The organism is Pantoea sp. Seng (genome assembly GCF_009829935.1).
GTDB classification, from domain to species: Bacteria; Pseudomonadota; Gammaproteobacteria; order Enterobacterales; family Enterobacteriaceae; genus Pantoea; species Pantoea communis.
Genome location: NZ_SZZV01000002.1, coordinates 166,816 through 184,745, shown reverse-complemented (window position 1 = coordinate 184,745; position 17,930 = coordinate 166,816). Strand labels below are relative to the sequence as shown.

Genomic DNA, 17,930 nt, shown 5'->3' with positions numbered 1-17,930 from the left:
TCACTCTGGCTGGCGCAGTGCCAGCCAGACTTTTTTCAGCAGGAAGGTGAGGGGAATCGCCAGTATCGCACCGGTCATACCCAGCAGCGCTTGCCAGAACAGGAAAGCCAGCAGCTGCACGGTCAGGGTGAGATTGAGGCGTTTGCCGAGCATCAGCGGCTCCAGCACCGAACTGAGCAACAGGTTCAGCACCACAAAGAATCCCACCAGCATCAGGCTGGTTTGGGTATCGAACAGGATAAAGGTTTGAATCACCGGTGGAATGGCCGCCAGAAAAGATCCGAGCACCGGAATGTAGTTGAAGATAAACATCAGCACGCCCCACAAAAAGGCGAACTTCAATCCCAGCAGATGCGCCATGCCCCAGACAATCACGCCGCCCAGCAGGCCGGTCAGCGTTTTCACCCGCGCATAAACAATCACACTCTGAATCCCTTCTTCCAAAGCGATAAACAGCGCAGTGTGCTGTTTACTGGCGCGCAGGGTGCGTTTCAGCAGCGGCAGCTCAATCAGCATAAACAGCAGCATCAGGAACACCATCAGCCACCACGAAAGCAGGCCGGGGATTAACGACAGTTGATAGGTGACAAAGCGCACCACCGCACCGGCATCGACAAAATTCAGCATCTCATCGGCGGTGAGGGCAATGCCCATCTGGCTCAGAGAGAGCGTCAGGTATTGCAGCTTGGCTGCTACCAGATTGGGTGCCTGACGGCTGAGTTTGATCAGGTCGGGCGCGGAGGCGCTAAGTGACATGATGGTGATGACGATCAGCAGCAGCAAAATCACAATCACCAGCAGAGAAGAGAGCGTACGTGGGATGCCGCGTCGCGCCAGGCGGCTAATCAGTGGATCGAGCATCACGGCAAGAAATATCGCCAGCAGCACCTGGTTGATCAGCGGCGCACCAAGGCGCAGCCCAAACAGCACAAGGGTCAGACATGCGAGCAAAATAAGCGCCTGCGCTAGCGGCGCGAAAGATTTTAACCAACCCTGGTACATCGATGCAGTTCTCCGGTAAACGGGCGGTTGCCGTGTGCAGCAACCGCCTGACAGGGAAAGGCCTTACTCGCGAGATTTCCCCTCTTCAATAAACTCTTCGTCGATCTCCTCGACATTGTCGCGGTTGTCGCGCCCGGAGAGCAGGTTCCAGCAGGCGATAAACAGCGCGGCAATCAACGGGCCGATGACAAAGCCATTGATACCGTAAACTTCCATGCCGCCCAGCGTCGAGATCAGGATCAAGTAGTCAGGCATTTTGGTGTCTTTTCCGACCAGCAGCGGACGTAAAATGTTGTCTACCAGACCGACGATTACCACAAAGAAGCCGACCAGGAACAGACCCTTCCATATCGCGCTGGTGGCGAAGAAGAAGATCGCCGCAGGCACCCAAACGATGGCGGAACCGACCGCCGGGATCAGCGACAGGAACGCCATCAACGCACCCCACAGCAAGCTGCCGTCAATGCCGGTGAACCAGAAGGCAAGACCGCCCAACACGCCCTGAACCACCGCGACCACCACCGTGCCTTTGACGGTAGCGCGTGAGACGGCGGCAAATTTCACCATCAGGTGATGCTTCACATAGGTAGAGAGCGGCAGTGCTTCCAGTATCAGATTCACCAGCCATGGGCCATCCTTCAACAGGAAGAACAGCAGATACAGCATCACGCCGAAGCCAACCGTAAAGGTGAACGTTCCTTTACCGATCATGAACACGCTGCCTGCCATGTATTGGCCGCCTTTGAGGGCAAATTCAGACAGTTTCTGCTGAATCTGGCCGGCATTGTTGAGGTTGTGTTCCGCGAGATAACTCTGTGCCCAGTTCGGTAAGTGCTGCATTAATTCGGCAAACACCGTCGGGAACTGTGACGAACTGTTCTGCAGTTTGCTGTACACCGTATTGACTTCAACTACCATCGACGAGGTGATAATCGCTAATGGCGTGAACACGATCAGACAGATGATCGCCAGAGTGGCAAAGGCAGCGAGCCCGTTACGATCGCCCATTTTGCGGCGCAGCAATGACTTCAGCGGATGGAAGATCACCGCCAGAATGGCTGCCCAAAAAATGGCAGAGAAGTATGGTGTCAGCACATCAAAAAAGGCGTAGGTGACTATCGCCAAAATAACAATAAAGAAGCCGAAGTTAAGTCCTTTAATACGCATTCAATTGTCTCGTGAGTAAACGTGGCGATTGAACTATAGAACGTGATTAGCGGAATGTAATGCTTTTAGGCCACGCGTGTGGACATCGGATGTCCCGATTTGTCCTGCTGATGTCTGCAACCGGGCTGGCGCGTTTGAGGTAACACGGTGATGATGGTGAAAAATCTGACTGGAGATGAACCATGCTGGAACTGCGTCCCAACTGCGAATGCTGCGATAAAGACTTACCGCCGGACTCACCCGATGCGCGCATCTGCTCGTTCGAATGTACCTTTTGTGTCGACTGCGTGGAAACTACGCTCAACCATCGCTGCCCAAACTGTGAGGGGGAACTGGTGCGCCGTCCGGTGCGTCCGGCGGCGGCGTTAGCACGCCATCCGGCCTCGACCACGCGTCATTTATCGGCTGCCGCGACACGCTGAATGAGTTCGCGCAACTGCGCTTCGTTGAAGACTTCAATGCCGTGCTGGCGCAGCAGCGTGCGAGAGATGAGCAACTTATCGCTGCCATTATAACTAACCGTCAATCCCATCAGGCAGGCACTGACTAATATTCTTTCCATGACTCCATCCTTCGGAAATAAATCGCAGCGGTAACGTAATATTCTAACGCTGATATCGAAGTTGAAATAAAAATCCATTAAGCGAGTTAAAGCCTGCCCTATATTTAGCGCGATATTAATCACGATTGTGAATTAATCGAGGTGCTGCAGGATTCTAACGTATTAATGCCGGGTAAATTGATGAATAACGCTGAAGTCTGATTAATGAAAGGGTTGGCCGACGCAGGTTGAAGGGAATGGTATTGATTTAGCAGTGTTTTATCGCCTGGTGGTTGTGTGGTTATCGTTGGGGGCAGGTTCGTTTCTATCACCACGACGGTGCGAAATTTATCAAACCGCTATTCTGGTCAGAGCACAGACCTTATTTGTGCATCAGATCCCTCGCACAGCAGATTATTTTTCTGCGCCATTTTATTTTTACGGTTTTTTCCGAAAAGCAGGGGTTTTTAAAAGAATTTTGCATTTTAAAATGGTATTGTTTATCCGCAATGCTAGTGATGTGGCGTTGTGTGCTTCAGTTTTACCCTCAATTTTAGGGTTTACCCGCTTTATGCAATTTATGGAAATAGCATTCTCCACCCGATCCTCGCGATCGGGTTTCTTTCCTCTCCGCTGTAGTATGAATCCGCTGACTTTAAGACCAGATAATGTCAGAAAAGACACAACCGTTAAGAAATCGATAATTTGCAGTAATTTAATGTAAGTCTGCGGTTTTTAAGAGTTTTGGAAATCCTCTTTTGCTTTTGATTGGTGAATAGTGTCTCTCGACGGCGCAGTAACTGCCGTTATCATTGGAGGCAACATCATGAAAAAAACAACATTAAGTCTTATTGCGTCACTTATTGCATGCAGCACACTGTTCTCTTCCGTCTCCTGGGCAGATGGCCCGGGCGACCAGCGCTGGCAGCAGCACGGCGGCGACCAGCATCAGGATCATGGGCGCGGCCCTGACCATGGCGGCGATCGCGGCCCCGATCATGGCTACAACCATGGCCCGGACCGTGGCCCGGATCACCATGACCGTTATGCCGACCATCGTGGCCCAGATGGACACCATGACGGCGATCACTTCGCCTGGAACGGCCATGACTTCCGTCGCGGTCACCCGATGCCGCCAGAATTCCGTGGCCCGCACTATCGCGTAGATGACTGGCGTGAACGCCGTCTGCCAGAGCCGCCGCGCGGTGAGTACTGGTCTTACATTGACGGTAATTACGTCCTGATTGCTGCCGCCACTGGCGTGATCACCTCGCTGCTGCTGAACGGCGCATTTAACTAATCACCCCCACGGATGGCTACGGCCATCCGTGTTTCTCTCTGCTTTCTGCCCTCACCAGGTTATTCTCTATGCGACCCTTTTTTCCCTACAACGCGCTAAGGAGTCATGATGACCGTGGTAAAAATGGTGGCAGTAGACAAGGACGGCACCTTTCTCGACGATAAAAAGCAGTACAACCGGGCTCGTTTTCAGGCTTGTTATGAAGAGATGAAACGGCGCGGCATCAAATTTGTGGTCGCCAGTGGCAATCAATATTACCAACTCAAATCCTTCTTCCCCGATATCTCCAGCGAAATTGCCTTCGTCGCCGAAAACGGTGCGTGGATCATCGATCGCGATGAAGAGCTGTTCTGCGGCGCATTCAGCCGCGACGATATCGATGCGGTACTCGACACCCTGCACAACGGGCACTACCCGGAACTGCGTTATATCCTCTGCGGACGTGAAAGTGCTTACTACTTCGAAGGTCTCGACGAGAGCTGGCTGGTGAAGATGCGCCACTACTGCCATCGTCTGAAGCCGATTCGCAGCCTCGATGAGGTCGCGGATGACAAACTCTTCAAGTTCGCCCTCAATCTTTCCGATGATTATGTTGAACCGTTAATGGCCGATATCGAACGCCTGCATCAGGGTTCGGCCGCAGCGACCTCCAGCGGCCACGGATCTGTGGATCTGATTGTGCCAGGCAATCACAAAGGCCATGGGCTCGATCTGCTCGGCAAACGTTGGGGCATCGATCGCAGCGAGATTTTGGTGTTTGGCGATGGCGGTAACGATCTGGAGATGTTGCAGCAATCGGGATTTAGCTTCGCCATGGCGAATGCACCGCAAAAAGTGAAAGATGCCGCACGCTATGAAGCGCCCAGCAACAATGAAGAGGGCGTGCTGCAGGTGATCGAACAGATGCTGGCGGGCAAACCGCCGTTTAGCCTCTGAGCGTCATCTGACACTTAATTCATTGTTTGCTTTGCCGATGCGCGGAGCGTATGCAGGCGCGGCGAGATGAAGCGGCGCAACATTGCGCGGTAAAGTGGCGGGAAAGTCATGTTGTGCGGGTGTGCTTTGGCGCACCCGCATCGTCTAAATCAACCGATGTTATGCAACGTGCCAGGCCGCAGTAATCATCTCGGTGAGGGTGGAGGCATCGTAACTGACCCAGCCGTTTTTACTGTTGGCGCGCGCGACAATCCAGTCAACATCGGTGGCGTTCAAGGTCGGCCCATCCTGCCAGAACGGCACAATCGCATGCGCCTGCAGCCAGGCTTTCAGCGCTAACGCTGGCGGCGCCGGATCGTCCGGTAAAAGAGCTTGCCCCAGCTGTGTCATCAAACGCTGCTGTTCGGCGTGTTCGGTTTCCGCCAGCACATCGAGGAATGGGAACAGCAAACGTCCACACACTTCTCCGTGATGGAAAGGTTTGATGGCGCCCAGTTCACCGGCAATCCCATGAATCACGCCCAATCCCGCACTGCTCAGGCAGACACCGCCCAGCCAGGAAGCCATCATCATCGCTTCTCGTGCTTCATCACCTTGGGCATCGTCGCGATTCAGATTTGGCCATGCCTGAAAGAACAGTCGCAGCCCATTTAGCGCCGTTTGTTGGGTAAACAGATTGCCTTTGCGCGACAGGTACGCCTCGAACAGATGGGTAAAGGCATCAATGGCGCAGGTGGCCAGTACGCTATCTGGTGTGCCCTTGAGCAAATCGGCATCCAGAATTGCCACCTGTGGCACAAACACCGGATGGCGCAACGAAGCTTTCACCTGAATATGCTGCTGATCGGTCACCACGGCGTTTTGCGTCGCCTCACTGCCCGTTCCCGCTGTGGTGGGAATGGCGATCAGCGGCAGAGTGATCGCCTGAACCGGCGTATCACCCACTTTCTCCAGGTAACGTGCGGTATTCAGCGGATGCTGCATCATGGCGCTGAAAGCTTTAGCGGCATCCAGCACGCTGCCACCGCCAATCGCTACCACGCGATCCACATGGCCGCGCCAGCGATTGACCCAGGCATCGATTTCATCAGGCGAGGCTTCATGGCTGACAATTTCATAGCCCAGAATCTGGTCATTGAGTGCCGCGCCCAGTCTTTGCCAGGCGGGACCGTTGAGGAAAGAGCGGCCACAAAACAGCAACGTCGGTTGGGGATGGGCAGCCAGCAGCGGCAATAATCGGTCAATACTGCCACGTCCAAACAGGGTTTGTTGATTACTGTACAACTCGATCAGATTCTCACTCACCTGCAGATCCTTATTTTGAAGGGCATAAAGACCTTAGTGTAACCAAAAGCGGTGACGCCCCCGCTGCAAACATTCTGATAACTGCCTGGCAAAAAGTTGATCACCTTCGCAAAACAGAAATTCCCCCCGCACGGTTGATGCTTTGTGCGCAATGTTACCCTTAACATGATACCCGTAACATTGTGCGACAGACCGCGTGCCTCTCAGCGATGTCACCGAATCGACTGTCCTTTGGGATCAACAAAACAAACCGCTGCCGACATGCTGTCGTGCGCAAAAGTGGAGAAAAATTATGCCATTACTCTATGTGGCGATTGGCGTAGCCTTACTGCTGCTGTTAATGATTCGCTTCAAGCTGAATGGATTTATTGCGCTGATACTGGTCGCGCTGGCGGTGGGCATGATGCAGGGTATGCCCGTCAACAAAGTGATTGGATCGATCAAAACCGGCGTGGGCGGCACACTTGGTAGTCTGGCGCTGATCATGGGCTTTGGCGCGATGTTGGGAAAACTGCTGGCTGACTGCGGCGGTGCCCAGCGTATTGCCACCACGCTGATTGCTAAATTTGGTCAAAAACACATTCAGTGGGCGCTGGTCTTAACCGGCTTCACGGTGGGCTTCGCGCTGTTCTATGAAGTGGGCTTTGTGTTGATGCTGCCGCTGGTGTTCAGCATCGCGGCGTCGGCGCGTGTGCCGCTGTTGTACGTCGGCGTGCCGATGGCTGCGGCATTGTCGGTGACGCACGGTTTCCTGCCTCCGCATCCAGGTCCAACGGCGATTGCGACACTGTTCAACGCCGATATGGGTAAAACGCTGCTGTATGGCACCCTGCTGGGTATTCCGACCGTGATTCTGGCGGGCCCGGTGTATGCGCGCTTCCTGAAAGGCATCGACAAACCGATTCCTGAAGGTTTGTGGAACCCGAAAACCTTTACCGAAGCGGAAATGCCCGGCTTTGGCGTCAGCGTCTGGACGGCGTTAGTGCCGGTAGTGCTGATGGCCTTGCGTGCCGTGGCGGAGATGGTGTTACCGAAAGGGCATCTGTTGTTGCCGTATGCGGAGTTCTTTGGTGACCCGATTATGGCAACGCTGATTGCAGTGCTGATCGCCATCTTCACCTTTGGTCTGAACCGTGGACGTAGCATGGATGAAGTGATGGGCACCATCACCGACTCGATCAAAATCATCGCCATGATGCTGTTGATCATTGGTGGCGGCGGGGCGTTCAAGCAGGTGCTGGTGGACAGCGGTGTCGATAAATACATCGCGAGTATGATGCACGAGACCAATGTATCGCCGATCTTTATGGCGTGGTCCATCGCGGCGGTGTTGCGTATCGCATTGGGTTCAGCCACCGTGGCGGCGATTACCGCCGGCGGGATCGTTGCACCACTGATTGCCACCAGCGGTGCCAGCCCGGAACTGATGGTGATTGCCGTGGGTTCTGGCAGCGTGATCTTCTCTCACGTCAACGACCCGGGTTTCTGGCTGTTCAAGGAATACTTCAACCTGACCATCGGTGAAACCATCCGCTCCTGGTCCGCGCTGGAAACCATTATTTCGGTGTGTGGTTTGGTCGGCTGTTTGCTGCTGGCTAACGTGATCTGAAGGAAATTAGCTGAGGCGATGTGCCTCAGCTTTCTTATTACTGGGATCTACTGCGCCAGCGCGCGGAAGGCCGCCAGCTCTTCATCGGACATGCCCGCTTGTAATGCGGCTGCACAAATCTGTTCCCAACTGTTGCTGTCGAGCGGAATCCCCTCGCGATCGCGTTCGATACGATTCTGTTCTTCCCATTCACCCGGCACCTGAATCGGTGCATCGCCGCTTTGTGGCGAGCGTTTTACCCATTCGAGGAACGATTCTGCTTCTTCCTGCATCGCCGGGGCATCAAACGCTTCGGGATTAACGATGATGGTGGTCATGCAGTTGAAAATGGCGTCATGGCTGCTGACCAGCGTGGCATCGTGCGTGGTGCGACCACCGGAAAGCGCACCGCCCAGAATTTCGCACATCGTGGCCAGCGCGTAACCTTTGTGCAGACCGAAGGGCATGAGCGAGCCATAAGGTGCCTGATGCATCACGCCGGGTTCGGTGGTGGGCTGCCCCTGATGATCGATCAGATAACCGGGCGCGACCTGTTGCCCTTTGTTCCACGCCACGCGTGTTTTGCCGTAGGCAATCCCGCTGGTAGCGAAATCGAGCAGCAGCGGTTTGGCATTTTGGCGTGGGAAGATGGCACAGAAGGGGTTGGTGCCAAAACGACGGTCGCTACCGTTAAAGGGCGCAACCATCGGATCACCCATCACGTTGACGAAATGGAAAGAGACGAATCCCGCAGCTGCGCACTGTTCCGCCCAATGACCGATACGACCAAGTATGGTGGGAGTGGTGTAAGCCGACCGCAGCGATACCCAGCTTCGCTGCACGCTCAATACCCAACTGCATCGCCTGATGTGCCGCCACCTGACCAAAGCCGTTATGTCCGTGCAGGGTGAGCACCGCACCGGCATCCTTTTCAATGGTGGTGTGCTGGTTCAGCTGCAGGAATCCCTGCTTCAGTGAACTCATATAGCTCGGGATCATTCCTACGCCGTGTGAATCGTGACCGGCCAGATTGGCGGCCACCAGATGGTCAGCCACTAAACGTGACTCTTCGGCGCTGCTGCCGGCATGTAACCAAATGGCCTGAACAAATTGATGTAACTGGGAAGGGGGAAGTCGGTAAAGGGCACTCACGCGGTCAATCTCCTTGTCATGTTCGATAATGCATCCTGCGCTTAAAGCTATCATTACCGCAAGTGAGTGTTATCAAAAGCAAAGGGCCACAATCTGTGGCCCAAAAACTCAATGCGGCTGTTCAAAGCCCGCTTTCACCATCTGATCGCGCAACGCGCGGGTAATTTCACGGTTCCCACCCGTGACCGGATAAATGACATTGTTGACGACATCGTCAAGGTAATGCTCTTCAAACTCTTGCATGGTGAGTTGGGTGCCACCTTCATCGTTAATAGCAATGCTGCCACTGATGTGGTTGCCGTAATCCTTTGCCTTCAGGCTGTAACGCCCCATGCTGGTATTAATCGTGCTCATAAGATCTCCTTGTTACGTAGGCAGTGATAACAATTGAGGCCTGCTAGAGGCGCTGTAAGTTTAGACAGCACGAGCTGGCGGTGCGCAGCGGGAGAGAGAGATAAAATCGCGACATGCGACCCGTCTCGCAGAAATAAAACTGAACGGAAGGCAACGCTCATCACCATGCGTGACAGTGCTCGCACTGCACAGCGAACGCAGAAGGATCATCTATACTGGTTAACAGGCGCGTTATTTTTCATCACTGAAGGAGCGAACAATGAAAATAATTCTGTGGATTATTGCCATCATTTTTATCGTGGGATTACTGACGATTACGGGTGTATTCAAACTGATTTTTTAGCATGAACAGGCACCTGAGGTGCCTGAATTCTTTATTCTGCCCGGGACGCGGCGAATTCGCTTAATGTCAGCATTGCCGGAATCATGTCCCGCCAGTCAATCGGTTTATCACAACCCGCGCAACACGCACCATGGTGTGGGTTATTTCTATCCTCTTCCACTTTCGGCAATGTGAAATAAAATTTAGCGCAGCCGCAGCGTCGACAGCGAATCGTCATTTCAATGTTCCTCCCTCTCCATCCTGGAAAGATGAGATTTATCTTATTCGCTCTTAGAGTTCAATTCATAAATTTAATCAATTTATTTCAGATATAAATGATTGTCGTTAAGTTGCTGAAAATTAAGTTGTCTCTCTGGGTGATTATCACGCTGAGAGTGCATTTAATGTGCATTTTTCCTGACGACCGGGATATTTCTTTCCTATAGAAAAACCACAACCTAATCTAAATCATCGGAAAATAATGGTGTAACACAGACTATCCCTGGAGTTTTTAGCCGCTTTTTTAGATATCGTTTTAAGTTGTTGCGCTAATAATCGCCCACTCACCGAATGCGCCTTTTACTGGGGCGAATTTAAGAGATGACTTAATAGGATTTTTTTGTGAATCGGCACATTTTATCCGCACTTTTGGGCGGAATTTTGACGTTACCCATGACGTTTTTGGCATCAGCAGTCACAACATCGCAAGCCGTTGAGGCGGGATGGAACACATTTAGCACCAATGTTGAGCAAACCTGGTCGCAGCCACAGCATCATGACTTTTACCTGCCCGCTATCACCTGGCATAATCGCTGGACCTATGATGACGAGCATATCGAAAAGTACAACGAGCGGCCGTGGGGTGCAGGTGGCGGTGTCTCTCGTTGGGATGAGAAAGGCAACTGGCATGGGCTCTATGCCATGGTGTTCAAAGACTCGTTCAACAAATGGGAGCCTATCGCTGGCTATGGCTGGGAAGCGACCTGGCGGCCATTGAACGACCAGAATTTCCACATCGGTGCAGGCTACACCGCGGGCGTCACCGCGAGAGATAACTGGCGCTATATCCCGGTTCCACTGGTTTTGCCATTAGCATCAATAGGATATGGACCAGCCACTTTCCAAATGACTTATATTCCAGGGACTTATAATAACGGCAACGTCTATTTTGCCTGGCTGAGATTCCAGTTTTAGCGTGTGAAAAGCGTCAAAAAGTGTGAAGGGGATGCAAAAAATCAATATTTATCACTTTTTCATCAATTCTCACTGGACAAATGTCACCGCAATTGCTGTACTAGATGCCGACACAGTTTAGTGTCCATTTTTCATGTAAAGGTAATATAGATGTCCAAGATCAAAGGTAACGTTAAGTGGTTTAATGAGTCGAAAGGCTTCGGTTTCATTACTCCAGAAGATGGCAGCAAAGATGTATTCGTACACTTCTCTGCAATCATGAGCAATGGTTTCAAAACTCTGGCTGAAGGTCAGCGTGTAGAGTTCGAAATCACTGACGGCGCTAAAGGCCCATCTGCTGCTAACGTTATCGCTCTGTAAGTTAACAGTTAGAATTTTGAAAACCCGCCTAATGGCGGGTTTTTTTTGTCCTTTTTACATGTGCCACCAGGTCAGGGAATAGCCCAACACGGCCGCCATGGCGACGAAAAGCGCCATCACTTCATTGTAGCTACGTGGAATCAGGTTTTTCATGTGCGCGCCCCAGAGGTGTATTTCACTCAGCATCGCAAAGCCAGGTTAAGCCAACCTTAAGCCGTGATGACAGTCTGATGACAGGGCACATTCTGCGGCGTATTTCACAGAACGTGGCAGTAACATTCTCATAACAATCCTTACTTGCAGCTTTTTACGCAACAACGCTATATAACTGCATGCAAGGACTCATGAGGAGGCAGGATGAATATACGTCAGGCACTGGCAAAAGACAGTTTTGCCCTGAGTGCGCTGTTAACCGAACTGGGTTACAGCGGCACTGAAAAGTTTATTGATACGCGTCTGGCGCAGTTATGCAGCCATCCCGACGAAATTTTATTGGTGGCAGAACACGGTAATCAGGTTCTGGGGTTTCTCTCTTTGCACTTTATCCCCCAACTGGCGCTGCCCGGTGATTTCGCCCGCATCAGCTATTTTTGCATTGCGGAAGGCGAGCGCAGTAAAGGCAGTGGCCAACAGCTGCTCAGTCATGCCGAGCAGCTAGCGCGTGAACGGGGCTGCGATCGCATGGAAGTGCATTGTCACGCTTCCCGCCTTAAAGCCAACCAGTTCTACTCGCGTGAAGGCTATGTAGAATCTCCGCGTTATCACATCAAAGATCTGGGCTCGCTTTAAGTTCACGCCCGGTGGCGATGACCAGCGCGTCAGCAATGCTTTCAAGCTGATCGAACGGGAGCAGTGAAGCACTGACGCGAATAAAGGGCTCGCCGTTGAGGCAACAGCGTTCTCCCGGCAGTACAGCAATGCCGCGTGCTGCCAGGGTGATCATGGCGTACTGCTCTGATTCCACCGGGATCTGTACGCTCAACCCATCTCGCTCTTCCAGCACCACTCCGCGTTTTGCCAGTGCCGCCAGTAACTGCTGGCGACGCTGCGCGTAAACGGTCTTCGCCTGTTGAACGCTCTGCTGTGTGGCCTCATCGGTGAGCATCCATGCCACCGCATCCTGCAAGATACGGCTGGTCCAGCTGACGCCGAAGTTACGCCACGACTGTAAGCGTTTCACCATGTCTGCCGTCGCGGATAACGCCGCCAGGCGCAGATCGGGACCATAGGCTTTGGAAAAAGAATGAACGTGAATGACCCGTTCCGGGAAGTGAAAACCGAGGCTCCAGGCCGGCCAGCGCGACAGATCGCCAATGCCATCATCCTCGACAATCATCGTGGTACAGTTCGCCAGCACCCTTGCTAACTCGGCGCTGCGACGCTGAGTCACGCTGTAGCCGGTGGCCGAATGCGTGCGCGGCTGATAGATAAACATCGCCGGTGATTTTTGCAGATGTGCGGCCAGCGCCGTGGGTATAGGCCCCTGATCATCACAGGGCAGCGGCAAAATTTCTGCGCCGATATTTTCCAGCATATCCAGCAAACGGGTGGCCGTGGGATTTTCAATCACCACCCGATCGCCCGGCGACAACAGCGTCTGCACAATCAGGTTCATGGCATCAAAACCGCCATCAGTGGCTAACCAGGCTTCCGCCGGATAGGGCCAGCGTGGACTGATGGCCGCTTGCAATTGCGGGGAGATCGCTTCGCGCTGATAGCTGTTTAACTCAGGTGAGGCAATCCCCGCGAGGATCGCCCGTTTAAGATCGGGTAGCAACGCCGGATCGGGTGACGCCATCGCCAGCGCCGCCCGGATGTTCTCGCCGTAGTTACCAATCTTCTCAAAGCGGATAGGGCGTGGCAGTACGCTGTTGCCACACACCCATACGCCACTGCGTCCTTTACCCGCCAGCACTTTCTGCTTCTTCAGTTGCGCCCAGGCAGCAGAAACGGTTGCCGGACTGACGCCCAGCCGCTCCGCCAGTTCGCGCACCGCAGGCATTTGCATGCCAACAGCAATTTGGCCGTCCCGAATTAAGGATGAGGCGGTAAGCGTTATTCCCTTTACCGAAGCATCGTCTATTTGATGGCTAAGCCACTCGACATCTACCGTTTGCGTCATAAGAAAATCATTTGTTCAGTAACAAAGAATTGATTGTTCAGATTAGTATTCGCGTTTTAGACTCAAATTCAAGCACTATTTGCTGAATAAATAAACAGCGCCAGATCTCTGGCCGAAAACGGGGAAAGCACAATTATGGTAACCATCAGACTGGCGGTGCGTGACTGGGATTATTTCACCCCGCTGGCACTCGGCGACATCAAACCGGAGGGCTTCACGCTGGAAATTGACCGCGTGGGCACGCTGGTTGATAACCTCGCGACCAGCGACAAATACGACGCGGGTGAAGTGTCATTCAGCCGCTATGCTCAGGCATGCGCCAGAGGCGATAACGCACTACTCGGCCTGCCGCACTTTCTGATGCGCGGCTTCCGCCAGCGCTGCATCATCACCACCGCTGACAGCCCGATTACCACGCCCGCTCAGCTGAAAGGCAAGAAAATCGGGGTGACCGGCTGGCAGGATTCTGGCAACACCTGGACGCGCACCGTGCTGCGTGAAGCTGGCGTAGAGATCGATGATGCGTACTGGTTTGCCGGCCGTTTGACCGAAGAACATCCGATTGTGGATCGCCTCGCGGGATTCGGTCGTCCGGGCCGCATTGAGCCGGCACCGGGTGAGCGCCCGCTGATCGAACTGCTGAAGGCCGGTGAGCTGGATGCGGTGTTCACGCCCTTTATGCCAGAAGGTTTCTTTATGAAAAATTCTGGCCTGCGTCAATTGCAAAACGACTTTGTGACCGCCGAGCGCGACTACTTTAATCGCGTCGGCTACGTGCCGGGTATCCATCTGCTGGCGATGAAACCGGCACTGGCGGAAATGCATCCCTGGCTGCCGCAGGCGTTAAGCGAAATCATCGATCGTTCGTACCAGATGTGGATGCAGAAACGCGAGAAATACGCCGACACCACACCGTGGCTGCTGGATGATTTGCGACGTACCGCGCAGGAATTACCGGCGGACTGGAATCAAAACGGATTCTCCGCTAACAAAAAGATGATCGCCGATTTTGCTAACGAGCTGTTCCAGCAAGGCTTAACCAAAACATTACTGACGCCGGAAGCGATTTTCCCGGCAGCAGTGCAAGGGGAGTGAAGATGAAAGTTGCAATGGGGCAGTTTGCTGTCAGCCGGGAATGGCAGGAAAACACCGATATCTGCATCGGTTTAATGAACAATGCACTGGCCGGAGGCGCGGATTTACTGGTCCTGCCAGAAGGCGTGCTGGCGCGTGATATTGCCGACCCTGATCTGGTACTGAAAGCCGCACAACCGCTGGATGGTCCTTTCATCACGCAGCTGCTGGCAGTCAGCAAAGGCAACGATTTGACCACCATGATGAGCGTGCACGTGCCAACTGAAGGCAACAAAGCGCTCAACGTGCTGATTGCCATTCGCAACGGTGAACTCATCGCCGCCTACGAAAAGCTGCATCTTTATGATGCGTTTGCAATGCAGGAGTCACAGCGCGTGAATCCAGGCAACGAAATCCCACCGCTGGTGGAAGTGGCCGGGATGAAAGTGGGCCTGATGACCTGCTACGACGTGCGTTTCCCTGAGCTGGCGCGCCGTCTGGTGCTGGACGGTGCTGATGTGCTGGTATTGCCTGCCGCGTGGGTCAAAGGCCCGCTGAAAGAGATGCATTGGGAATTGCTGTGTACGGCAAGAGCACTGGAAAACACCTGTTACATGGTGGCCGTGGGCGAATGTGGCCCGCGTAACATCGGCAACAGTCTGGTCATCGATCCTCTCGGCGTGGCGATAGCCAAAGCGCCAGAGTCGGCGGCACTGGTGTTCGCCGACCTCGATCCACAACGTATTGCCTACGCACGTAGCGTACTGCCGGTGCTGGAAAACCGCCGTTTTGCTCGTCCTGAACTGAAACCACTTTGATAGATTTTGGGGAACTGGCTCATGAATAAACTTACAACAGCAATAACGTTGGCGCTGGGGCTGACAGTCAGCGCAGTGCAGGCAGCGGAAACTATCCCAACGCAGAAAGTTGATCAGGCGCTGCATGACCGCTTGCCAGCAGAGATTAAAAGCGCTGGAAAAATGATTTCGGTAAACAACGGATCGTTTCCTCCTTATGAGATCGTGAACGGTCCACATTCGATGGACGGCGCCTCAGCCGACCTGACGAATGCTTTGGCTCAATTGCTGGGTGTGAAAATTGAACATGCCACGGTCAGCGGTTTGTCGGGTGTTTTAGCTGGCATTAACTCGGGCCGTTATCAGATGGCGATTGGGCCGATTGGCGACTATCCCGATCGTCAGCAGAAAGTCGACTTCATCGATTTTGTGCAGGAGTTCGTGGTGTTCGGCGTTCAAAAGGGCAATCCAGCGAAAATTAACGGTCTGGAAGACACCTGCGGCAAGCGTATTGCTGTGATGGCAGCCGGTTCAGCTGAGCAGGTGATTCGTAAGCAGTCGGACGCTTGCGTCGCCGCGGGCAAGCCCGCGGTGGTGGTGCAATCCTTTACCGATCAGCCTTCATCGATTCTGGCAGTACGCTCTAAGCGTTCTGATGCATTCTTCTCTTCACAGGCACCGCTGACTTACTTTATCGATCAAGCCAATGGCCAGTTGGAGCTTTCCGGTAAAGGACAGAAAAACGGCTTTGGCGACATTTTCCAGGGCACGGTGGTGCCAAAAGGTTCCGAACTGGGCAACGTAGTACTCGACGCCTATAAAGAGCTGTTCGCCAACGGCACCTACGCGGCGATCATGAAGAAGTGGAAACTCGACGGCAATATCTTGCAGCAGCCGGGTCGTAATCTGGCGCAGGGGACAGCAAAATGAATCCGGTCACCCACAATACGCGAGCCAGGGATAAGGCCAACGTGCAGCAGCGCGATGTCGCTTTCGCCCGCAGTGCGCCCACCTATGGACGCTGGATCTCATGGATTGTGGTACTGGTGGTCGCGGCCAACTTTCTCTGGCTGGTGGCGACCAATCCCAATTTTGAATGGAAAGTGGTGTTGCAGTGGTTCACCGAAGGTTCGGTGATGAAAGGGCTGCAGGTGACGCTCGGGCTGACGGTAGTCTCGATGATCCTCGGTACGCTGCTGGGGCTGCTGCTGGCGGTATGGCGTCTTTCGGAAAATAAACTGCTGAGCGGCATCTCGTCGCTTTACATCTGGTTTTTCCGGGGTACGCCGCTGCTGGTGCAACTGATCTTTTGGTACAACCTGTCGACGCTGTTTCCGAACATTTCGATTACCGTACCCTGGACGGATATTACCTTCGCCAGTTGGAATACCAACGATCTGATTACGCCGCTGACCGCTGCGTTTGCCGGACTGGCACTGAATGAAGCGGCGTATATGGCGGAGATTATTCGCGCCGGGCTGTTGTCGGTGGATCAGGGGCAGGTGGAAACCACTCAGGCGTTTGGCATGAGCCGCAGCCGTGCATTGCGCCGCATTATCATTCCTCAGGCGATGCGATCCATTATTCCTCCCACCGGCAATCAGCTGATCAGTATGATTAAAGCGACCTCGCTGGTCAGCGTAATAGCCATGGGCGATCTGCTTTACTCGGTGCAGGCCGTGTATAACCGCACCTTTGAAATTATCCCGATGCTGATGGTGGCCGTGATTTGGTATCTGCTGATCACATCGATCCTGAATATTGGGCAGTCAGCAATTGAACGCTACTACGCACGCGGCACCAAACGTACCGTGGTGAATAAACGCCGGACAGACACGGCTGTCGCAGCCACACATCAGCTGAAGGAGGATGTATGAGTGAGATTCAGCCGCTGGTCTCTGCGCGCAATGTCCAGAAGAGTTATGGCGATAACGAGGTATTGAAAGGGATCGATCTGGATGTGTTTCCAGGTGAAGTGGTGGTGATTCTCGGGCCATCGGGATCGGGCAAATCGACCTTCCTGCGCTGTATAAACCATCTGGAAGATATGAACGCCGGCTCCATCATGGTGGGTGAAGAGCAGATTGGCTACGAATTGAAGCGTGGGATTCTGCATCGCCTGTCGGCACGGCGGATTGCTCACCAGCGTCAGAAGATCGGCATGGTGTTTCAGCAATTCAACCTCTATCCACACATGACCGTGCTGCAGAACATTATTGAAGCGCCCATTGGTGTGCATAAGTTTCCCCGCCATGAAGCGTTGCAGCATGCGCGCGAACTGCTGACAACGGTGGGATTGAGTGACAAAGCCGATGCCTGGCCACGCCATCTTTCCGGCGGCCAGCAGCAGCGTGTGGCGATTGCTCGTGCGTTAGCCATCAAACCGGCGTTGATGCTGTTTGATGAGCCGACTTCCGCGCTGGACCCCGAACTCGTGGGAGAGGTGCTGGCGACGATGCGCACGCTGGCCGATCGTGGTCTGACCATGATCGTGGTGACACATGAGATTGGCTTTGCACGTGAGGCGGCGGATCGGGTGGTATTTATGGATGGCGGCGTGGTGGTGGAGCAGGGAACACCGGAGCAGGTGATCGGTAATCCACAGCACCCGCGTACGCAAGCCTTTTTGAGCCGCTTTATTTAATGTTGCGCGGGTGTTGATCGTAATCTGTTACAGATTCCAGTTGTGACAGCTGATAAACTGCGCGTTAATAGC

General features: G+C 53.6%; 17 protein-coding genes and 2 pseudogenes. 12 read left to right on the top strand and 7 right to left on the bottom strand.

Going from position 1 to position 17,930, the window contains the following annotated elements:
• Positions 1-1,002, bottom strand: coding sequence for an AI-2E family transporter (locus tag FD737_RS02590; protein ID WP_160832619.1), 1,002 nt, complete (start codon positions 1,000-1,002; stop codon positions 1-3).
• Positions 1,003-1,065: 63 nt separating this feature from the next.
• Positions 1,066-2,169, bottom strand: coding sequence for an AI-2E family transporter (locus FD737_RS02585; RefSeq protein ID WP_097117448.1), 1,104 nt, complete (start codon positions 2,167-2,169; stop codon positions 1,066-1,068).
• A 182-nt stretch (positions 2,170-2,351) separates the two neighbouring features.
• Between FD737_RS02585 and FD737_RS02580 the strand changes: the two genes are divergently transcribed.
• Positions 2,352-2,591: a DUF1272 domain-containing protein gene (locus FD737_RS02580; RefSeq protein WP_097117447.1), complete on the top strand. Its 240-nt coding sequence runs from the start codon at positions 2,352-2,354 to the stop codon at positions 2,589-2,591.
• Here the strand turns inward: FD737_RS02580 and FD737_RS23670 are convergent.
• Positions 2,564-2,731, bottom strand: a complete 168-nt coding sequence (locus tag FD737_RS23670; protein WP_202404443.1) for a hypothetical protein — start codon at positions 2,729-2,731, stop codon at positions 2,564-2,566. The genes FD737_RS02580 and FD737_RS23670 overlap by 28 nt on opposite strands.
• 805 nt (positions 2,732-3,536) lie before the next feature.
• Here FD737_RS23670 and FD737_RS02575 point away from each other — a divergent pair.
• Positions 3,537-4,010, top strand: coding sequence for an RcnB family protein (locus tag FD737_RS02575; RefSeq protein WP_034828301.1), 474 nt, complete (start codon positions 3,537-3,539; stop codon positions 4,008-4,010).
• Positions 4,011-4,118: 108 nt separating this feature from the next.
• Entirely contained in the window at positions 4,119-4,946 is an 828-nt protein-coding gene (locus FD737_RS02570; RefSeq protein ID WP_097117446.1) for a Cof-type HAD-IIB family hydrolase, read from the top strand.
• Positions 4,947-5,105: 159 nt separating this feature from the next.
• Here FD737_RS02570 and FD737_RS02565 read toward each other — a convergent pair.
• Positions 5,106-6,418 (bottom strand): annotated as a pseudogene (locus FD737_RS02565) (iron-containing alcohol dehydrogenase).
• 125 nt (positions 6,419-6,543) lie between these two features.
• Here FD737_RS02565 and gntT point away from each other — a divergent pair.
• A complete protein-coding gene (gntT, locus tag FD737_RS02560) occupies positions 6,544-7,860 on the top strand; it encodes a gluconate transporter (protein ID WP_045816524.1) in 1,317 nt (438 codons plus the stop codon).
• A gap of 47 nt (positions 7,861-7,907) precedes the next feature.
• Here gntT and FD737_RS02555 read toward each other — a convergent pair.
• Both FD737_RS02555 and FD737_RS02550 read right to left on the bottom strand, forming a co-directional pair.
• Positions 7,908-8,991, bottom strand: a pseudogene (locus tag FD737_RS02555) (malate/lactate/ureidoglycolate dehydrogenase).
• Between the two features lie 108 nt (positions 8,992-9,099).
• Positions 9,100-9,345 (bottom strand): hypothetical protein, encoded by a 246-nt coding sequence (locus FD737_RS02550; RefSeq protein WP_008103719.1) that lies wholly within the window; start codon positions 9,343-9,345, stop codon positions 9,100-9,102.
• Between the two features lie 994 nt (positions 9,346-10,339).
• Here FD737_RS02550 and pagP point away from each other — a divergent pair.
• The 3 genes from pagP to FD737_RS02535 all read left to right on the top strand — a co-directional run bounded on the left by pagP (position 10,340) and on the right by FD737_RS02535 (position 12,010).
• Complete coding sequence (gene pagP / locus FD737_RS02545) at positions 10,340-10,861, top strand: lipid IV(A) palmitoyltransferase PagP (protein WP_082678124.1); 522 nt, start codon at positions 10,340-10,342, stop codon at positions 10,859-10,861.
• 150 nt (positions 10,862-11,011) lie between these two features.
• Positions 11,012-11,221 (top strand): transcription antiterminator/RNA stability regulator CspE, encoded by a 210-nt coding sequence (gene cspE, locus FD737_RS02540; RefSeq protein ID WP_034829024.1) that lies wholly within the window; start codon positions 11,012-11,014, stop codon positions 11,219-11,221.
• A 357-nt stretch (positions 11,222-11,578) separates the two neighbouring features.
• Positions 11,579-12,010, top strand: coding sequence for a GNAT family N-acetyltransferase (locus FD737_RS02535; protein ID WP_034829026.1), 432 nt, complete (start codon positions 11,579-11,581; stop codon positions 12,008-12,010).
• Here the strand turns inward: FD737_RS02535 and FD737_RS02530 are convergent.
• The gene (locus FD737_RS02530) at positions 11,988-13,343 is read right to left on the bottom strand and encodes a PLP-dependent aminotransferase family protein (RefSeq protein ID WP_097117442.1); all 1,356 of its coding nucleotides are present in this window, start codon (positions 13,341-13,343) and stop codon (positions 11,988-11,990) included. The two genes, FD737_RS02535 and FD737_RS02530, sit on opposite strands and share 23 nt — an antisense overlap.
• Positions 13,344-13,478: 135 nt before the next feature.
• On the opposite strand from FD737_RS02530, the gene FD737_RS02525 reads away from it, so the two are divergent.
• From FD737_RS02525 to FD737_RS02505, 5 genes are read left to right on the top strand one after another with little or no spacing between them, the layout of a single operon-like run.
• Positions 13,479-14,438 (top strand): ABC transporter substrate-binding protein, encoded by a 960-nt coding sequence (locus FD737_RS02525; protein ID WP_160832617.1) that lies wholly within the window; start codon positions 13,479-13,481, stop codon positions 14,436-14,438.
• A gap of 2 nt (positions 14,439-14,440) precedes the next feature.
• Positions 14,441-15,235 carry a deaminated glutathione amidase gene (locus tag FD737_RS02520; protein ID WP_034829032.1) on the top strand — a complete coding sequence of 265 codons (795 nt, stop codon included), beginning with the start codon at positions 14,441-14,443 and terminating at the stop codon, positions 15,233-15,235.
• A gap of 21 nt (positions 15,236-15,256) precedes the next feature.
• Positions 15,257-16,144 carry an ABC transporter substrate-binding protein gene (locus tag FD737_RS02515; RefSeq protein WP_058960808.1) on the top strand — a complete coding sequence of 296 codons (888 nt, stop codon included), beginning with the start codon at positions 15,257-15,259 and terminating at the stop codon, positions 16,142-16,144.
• On the top strand, positions 16,141-17,091 hold the full coding sequence (locus FD737_RS02510; RefSeq protein WP_058960807.1) for an amino acid ABC transporter permease: 951 nt from the start codon (positions 16,141-16,143) through the stop codon (positions 17,089-17,091). The genes FD737_RS02515 and FD737_RS02510 overlap by 4 nt, the downstream gene beginning before the upstream one ends.
• A complete protein-coding gene (locus FD737_RS02505; RefSeq protein ID WP_160832616.1) occupies positions 17,088-17,858 on the top strand; it encodes an amino acid ABC transporter ATP-binding protein in 771 nt (256 codons plus the stop codon). The genes FD737_RS02510 and FD737_RS02505 overlap by 4 nt, the downstream gene beginning before the upstream one ends.
• Positions 17,859-17,930 lie beyond the last annotated feature (72 nt).

Excerpts from the sequence above, each read along its gene's own strand:
- FD737_RS02590 (WP_160832619.1), bottom strand. The coding sequence starts at position 1,002 with ATGTACCAGGGTTGGTTAAAATCTTTCGCGCCGCTAGCGCAGGCGCTT.
- FD737_RS02585 (WP_097117448.1), bottom strand. The coding sequence starts at position 2,169 with ATGCGTATTAAAGGACTTAACTTCGGCTTCTTTATTGTTATTTTGGCG.
- FD737_RS02580 (WP_097117447.1), top strand. The coding sequence starts at position 2,352 with ATGCTGGAACTGCGTCCCAACTGCGAATGCTGCGATAAAGACTTACCG.
- FD737_RS23670 (WP_202404443.1), bottom strand. The coding sequence starts at position 2,731 with ATGGAAAGAATATTAGTCAGTGCCTGCCTGATGGGATTGACGGTTAGT.
- FD737_RS02575 (WP_034828301.1), top strand. The coding sequence starts at position 3,537 with ATGAAAAAAACAACATTAAGTCTTATTGCGTCACTTATTGCATGCAGC.
- FD737_RS02570 (WP_097117446.1), top strand. The coding sequence starts at position 4,119 with ATGACCGTGGTAAAAATGGTGGCAGTAGACAAGGACGGCACCTTTCTC.
- gntT (WP_045816524.1), top strand. The coding sequence starts at position 6,544 with ATGCCATTACTCTATGTGGCGATTGGCGTAGCCTTACTGCTGCTGTTA.
- FD737_RS02550 (WP_008103719.1), bottom strand. The coding sequence starts at position 9,345 with ATGAGCACGATTAATACCAGCATGGGGCGTTACAGCCTGAAGGCAAAG.
- pagP (WP_082678124.1), top strand. The coding sequence starts at position 10,340 with ATGACGTTTTTGGCATCAGCAGTCACAACATCGCAAGCCGTTGAGGCG.
- cspE (WP_034829024.1), top strand. The coding sequence starts at position 11,012 with ATGTCCAAGATCAAAGGTAACGTTAAGTGGTTTAATGAGTCGAAAGGC.
- FD737_RS02535 (WP_034829026.1), top strand. The coding sequence starts at position 11,579 with ATGAATATACGTCAGGCACTGGCAAAAGACAGTTTTGCCCTGAGTGCG.
- FD737_RS02530 (WP_097117442.1), bottom strand. The coding sequence starts at position 13,343 with ATGACGCAAACGGTAGATGTCGAGTGGCTTAGCCATCAAATAGACGAT.
- FD737_RS02525 (WP_160832617.1), top strand. The coding sequence starts at position 13,479 with ATGGTAACCATCAGACTGGCGGTGCGTGACTGGGATTATTTCACCCCG.
- FD737_RS02520 (WP_034829032.1), top strand. The coding sequence starts at position 14,441 with ATGAAAGTTGCAATGGGGCAGTTTGCTGTCAGCCGGGAATGGCAGGAA.
- FD737_RS02515 (WP_058960808.1), top strand. The coding sequence starts at position 15,257 with ATGAATAAACTTACAACAGCAATAACGTTGGCGCTGGGGCTGACAGTC.
- FD737_RS02510 (WP_058960807.1), top strand. The coding sequence starts at position 16,141 with ATGAATCCGGTCACCCACAATACGCGAGCCAGGGATAAGGCCAACGTG.
- FD737_RS02505 (WP_160832616.1), top strand. The coding sequence starts at position 17,088 with ATGAGTGAGATTCAGCCGCTGGTCTCTGCGCGCAATGTCCAGAAGAGT.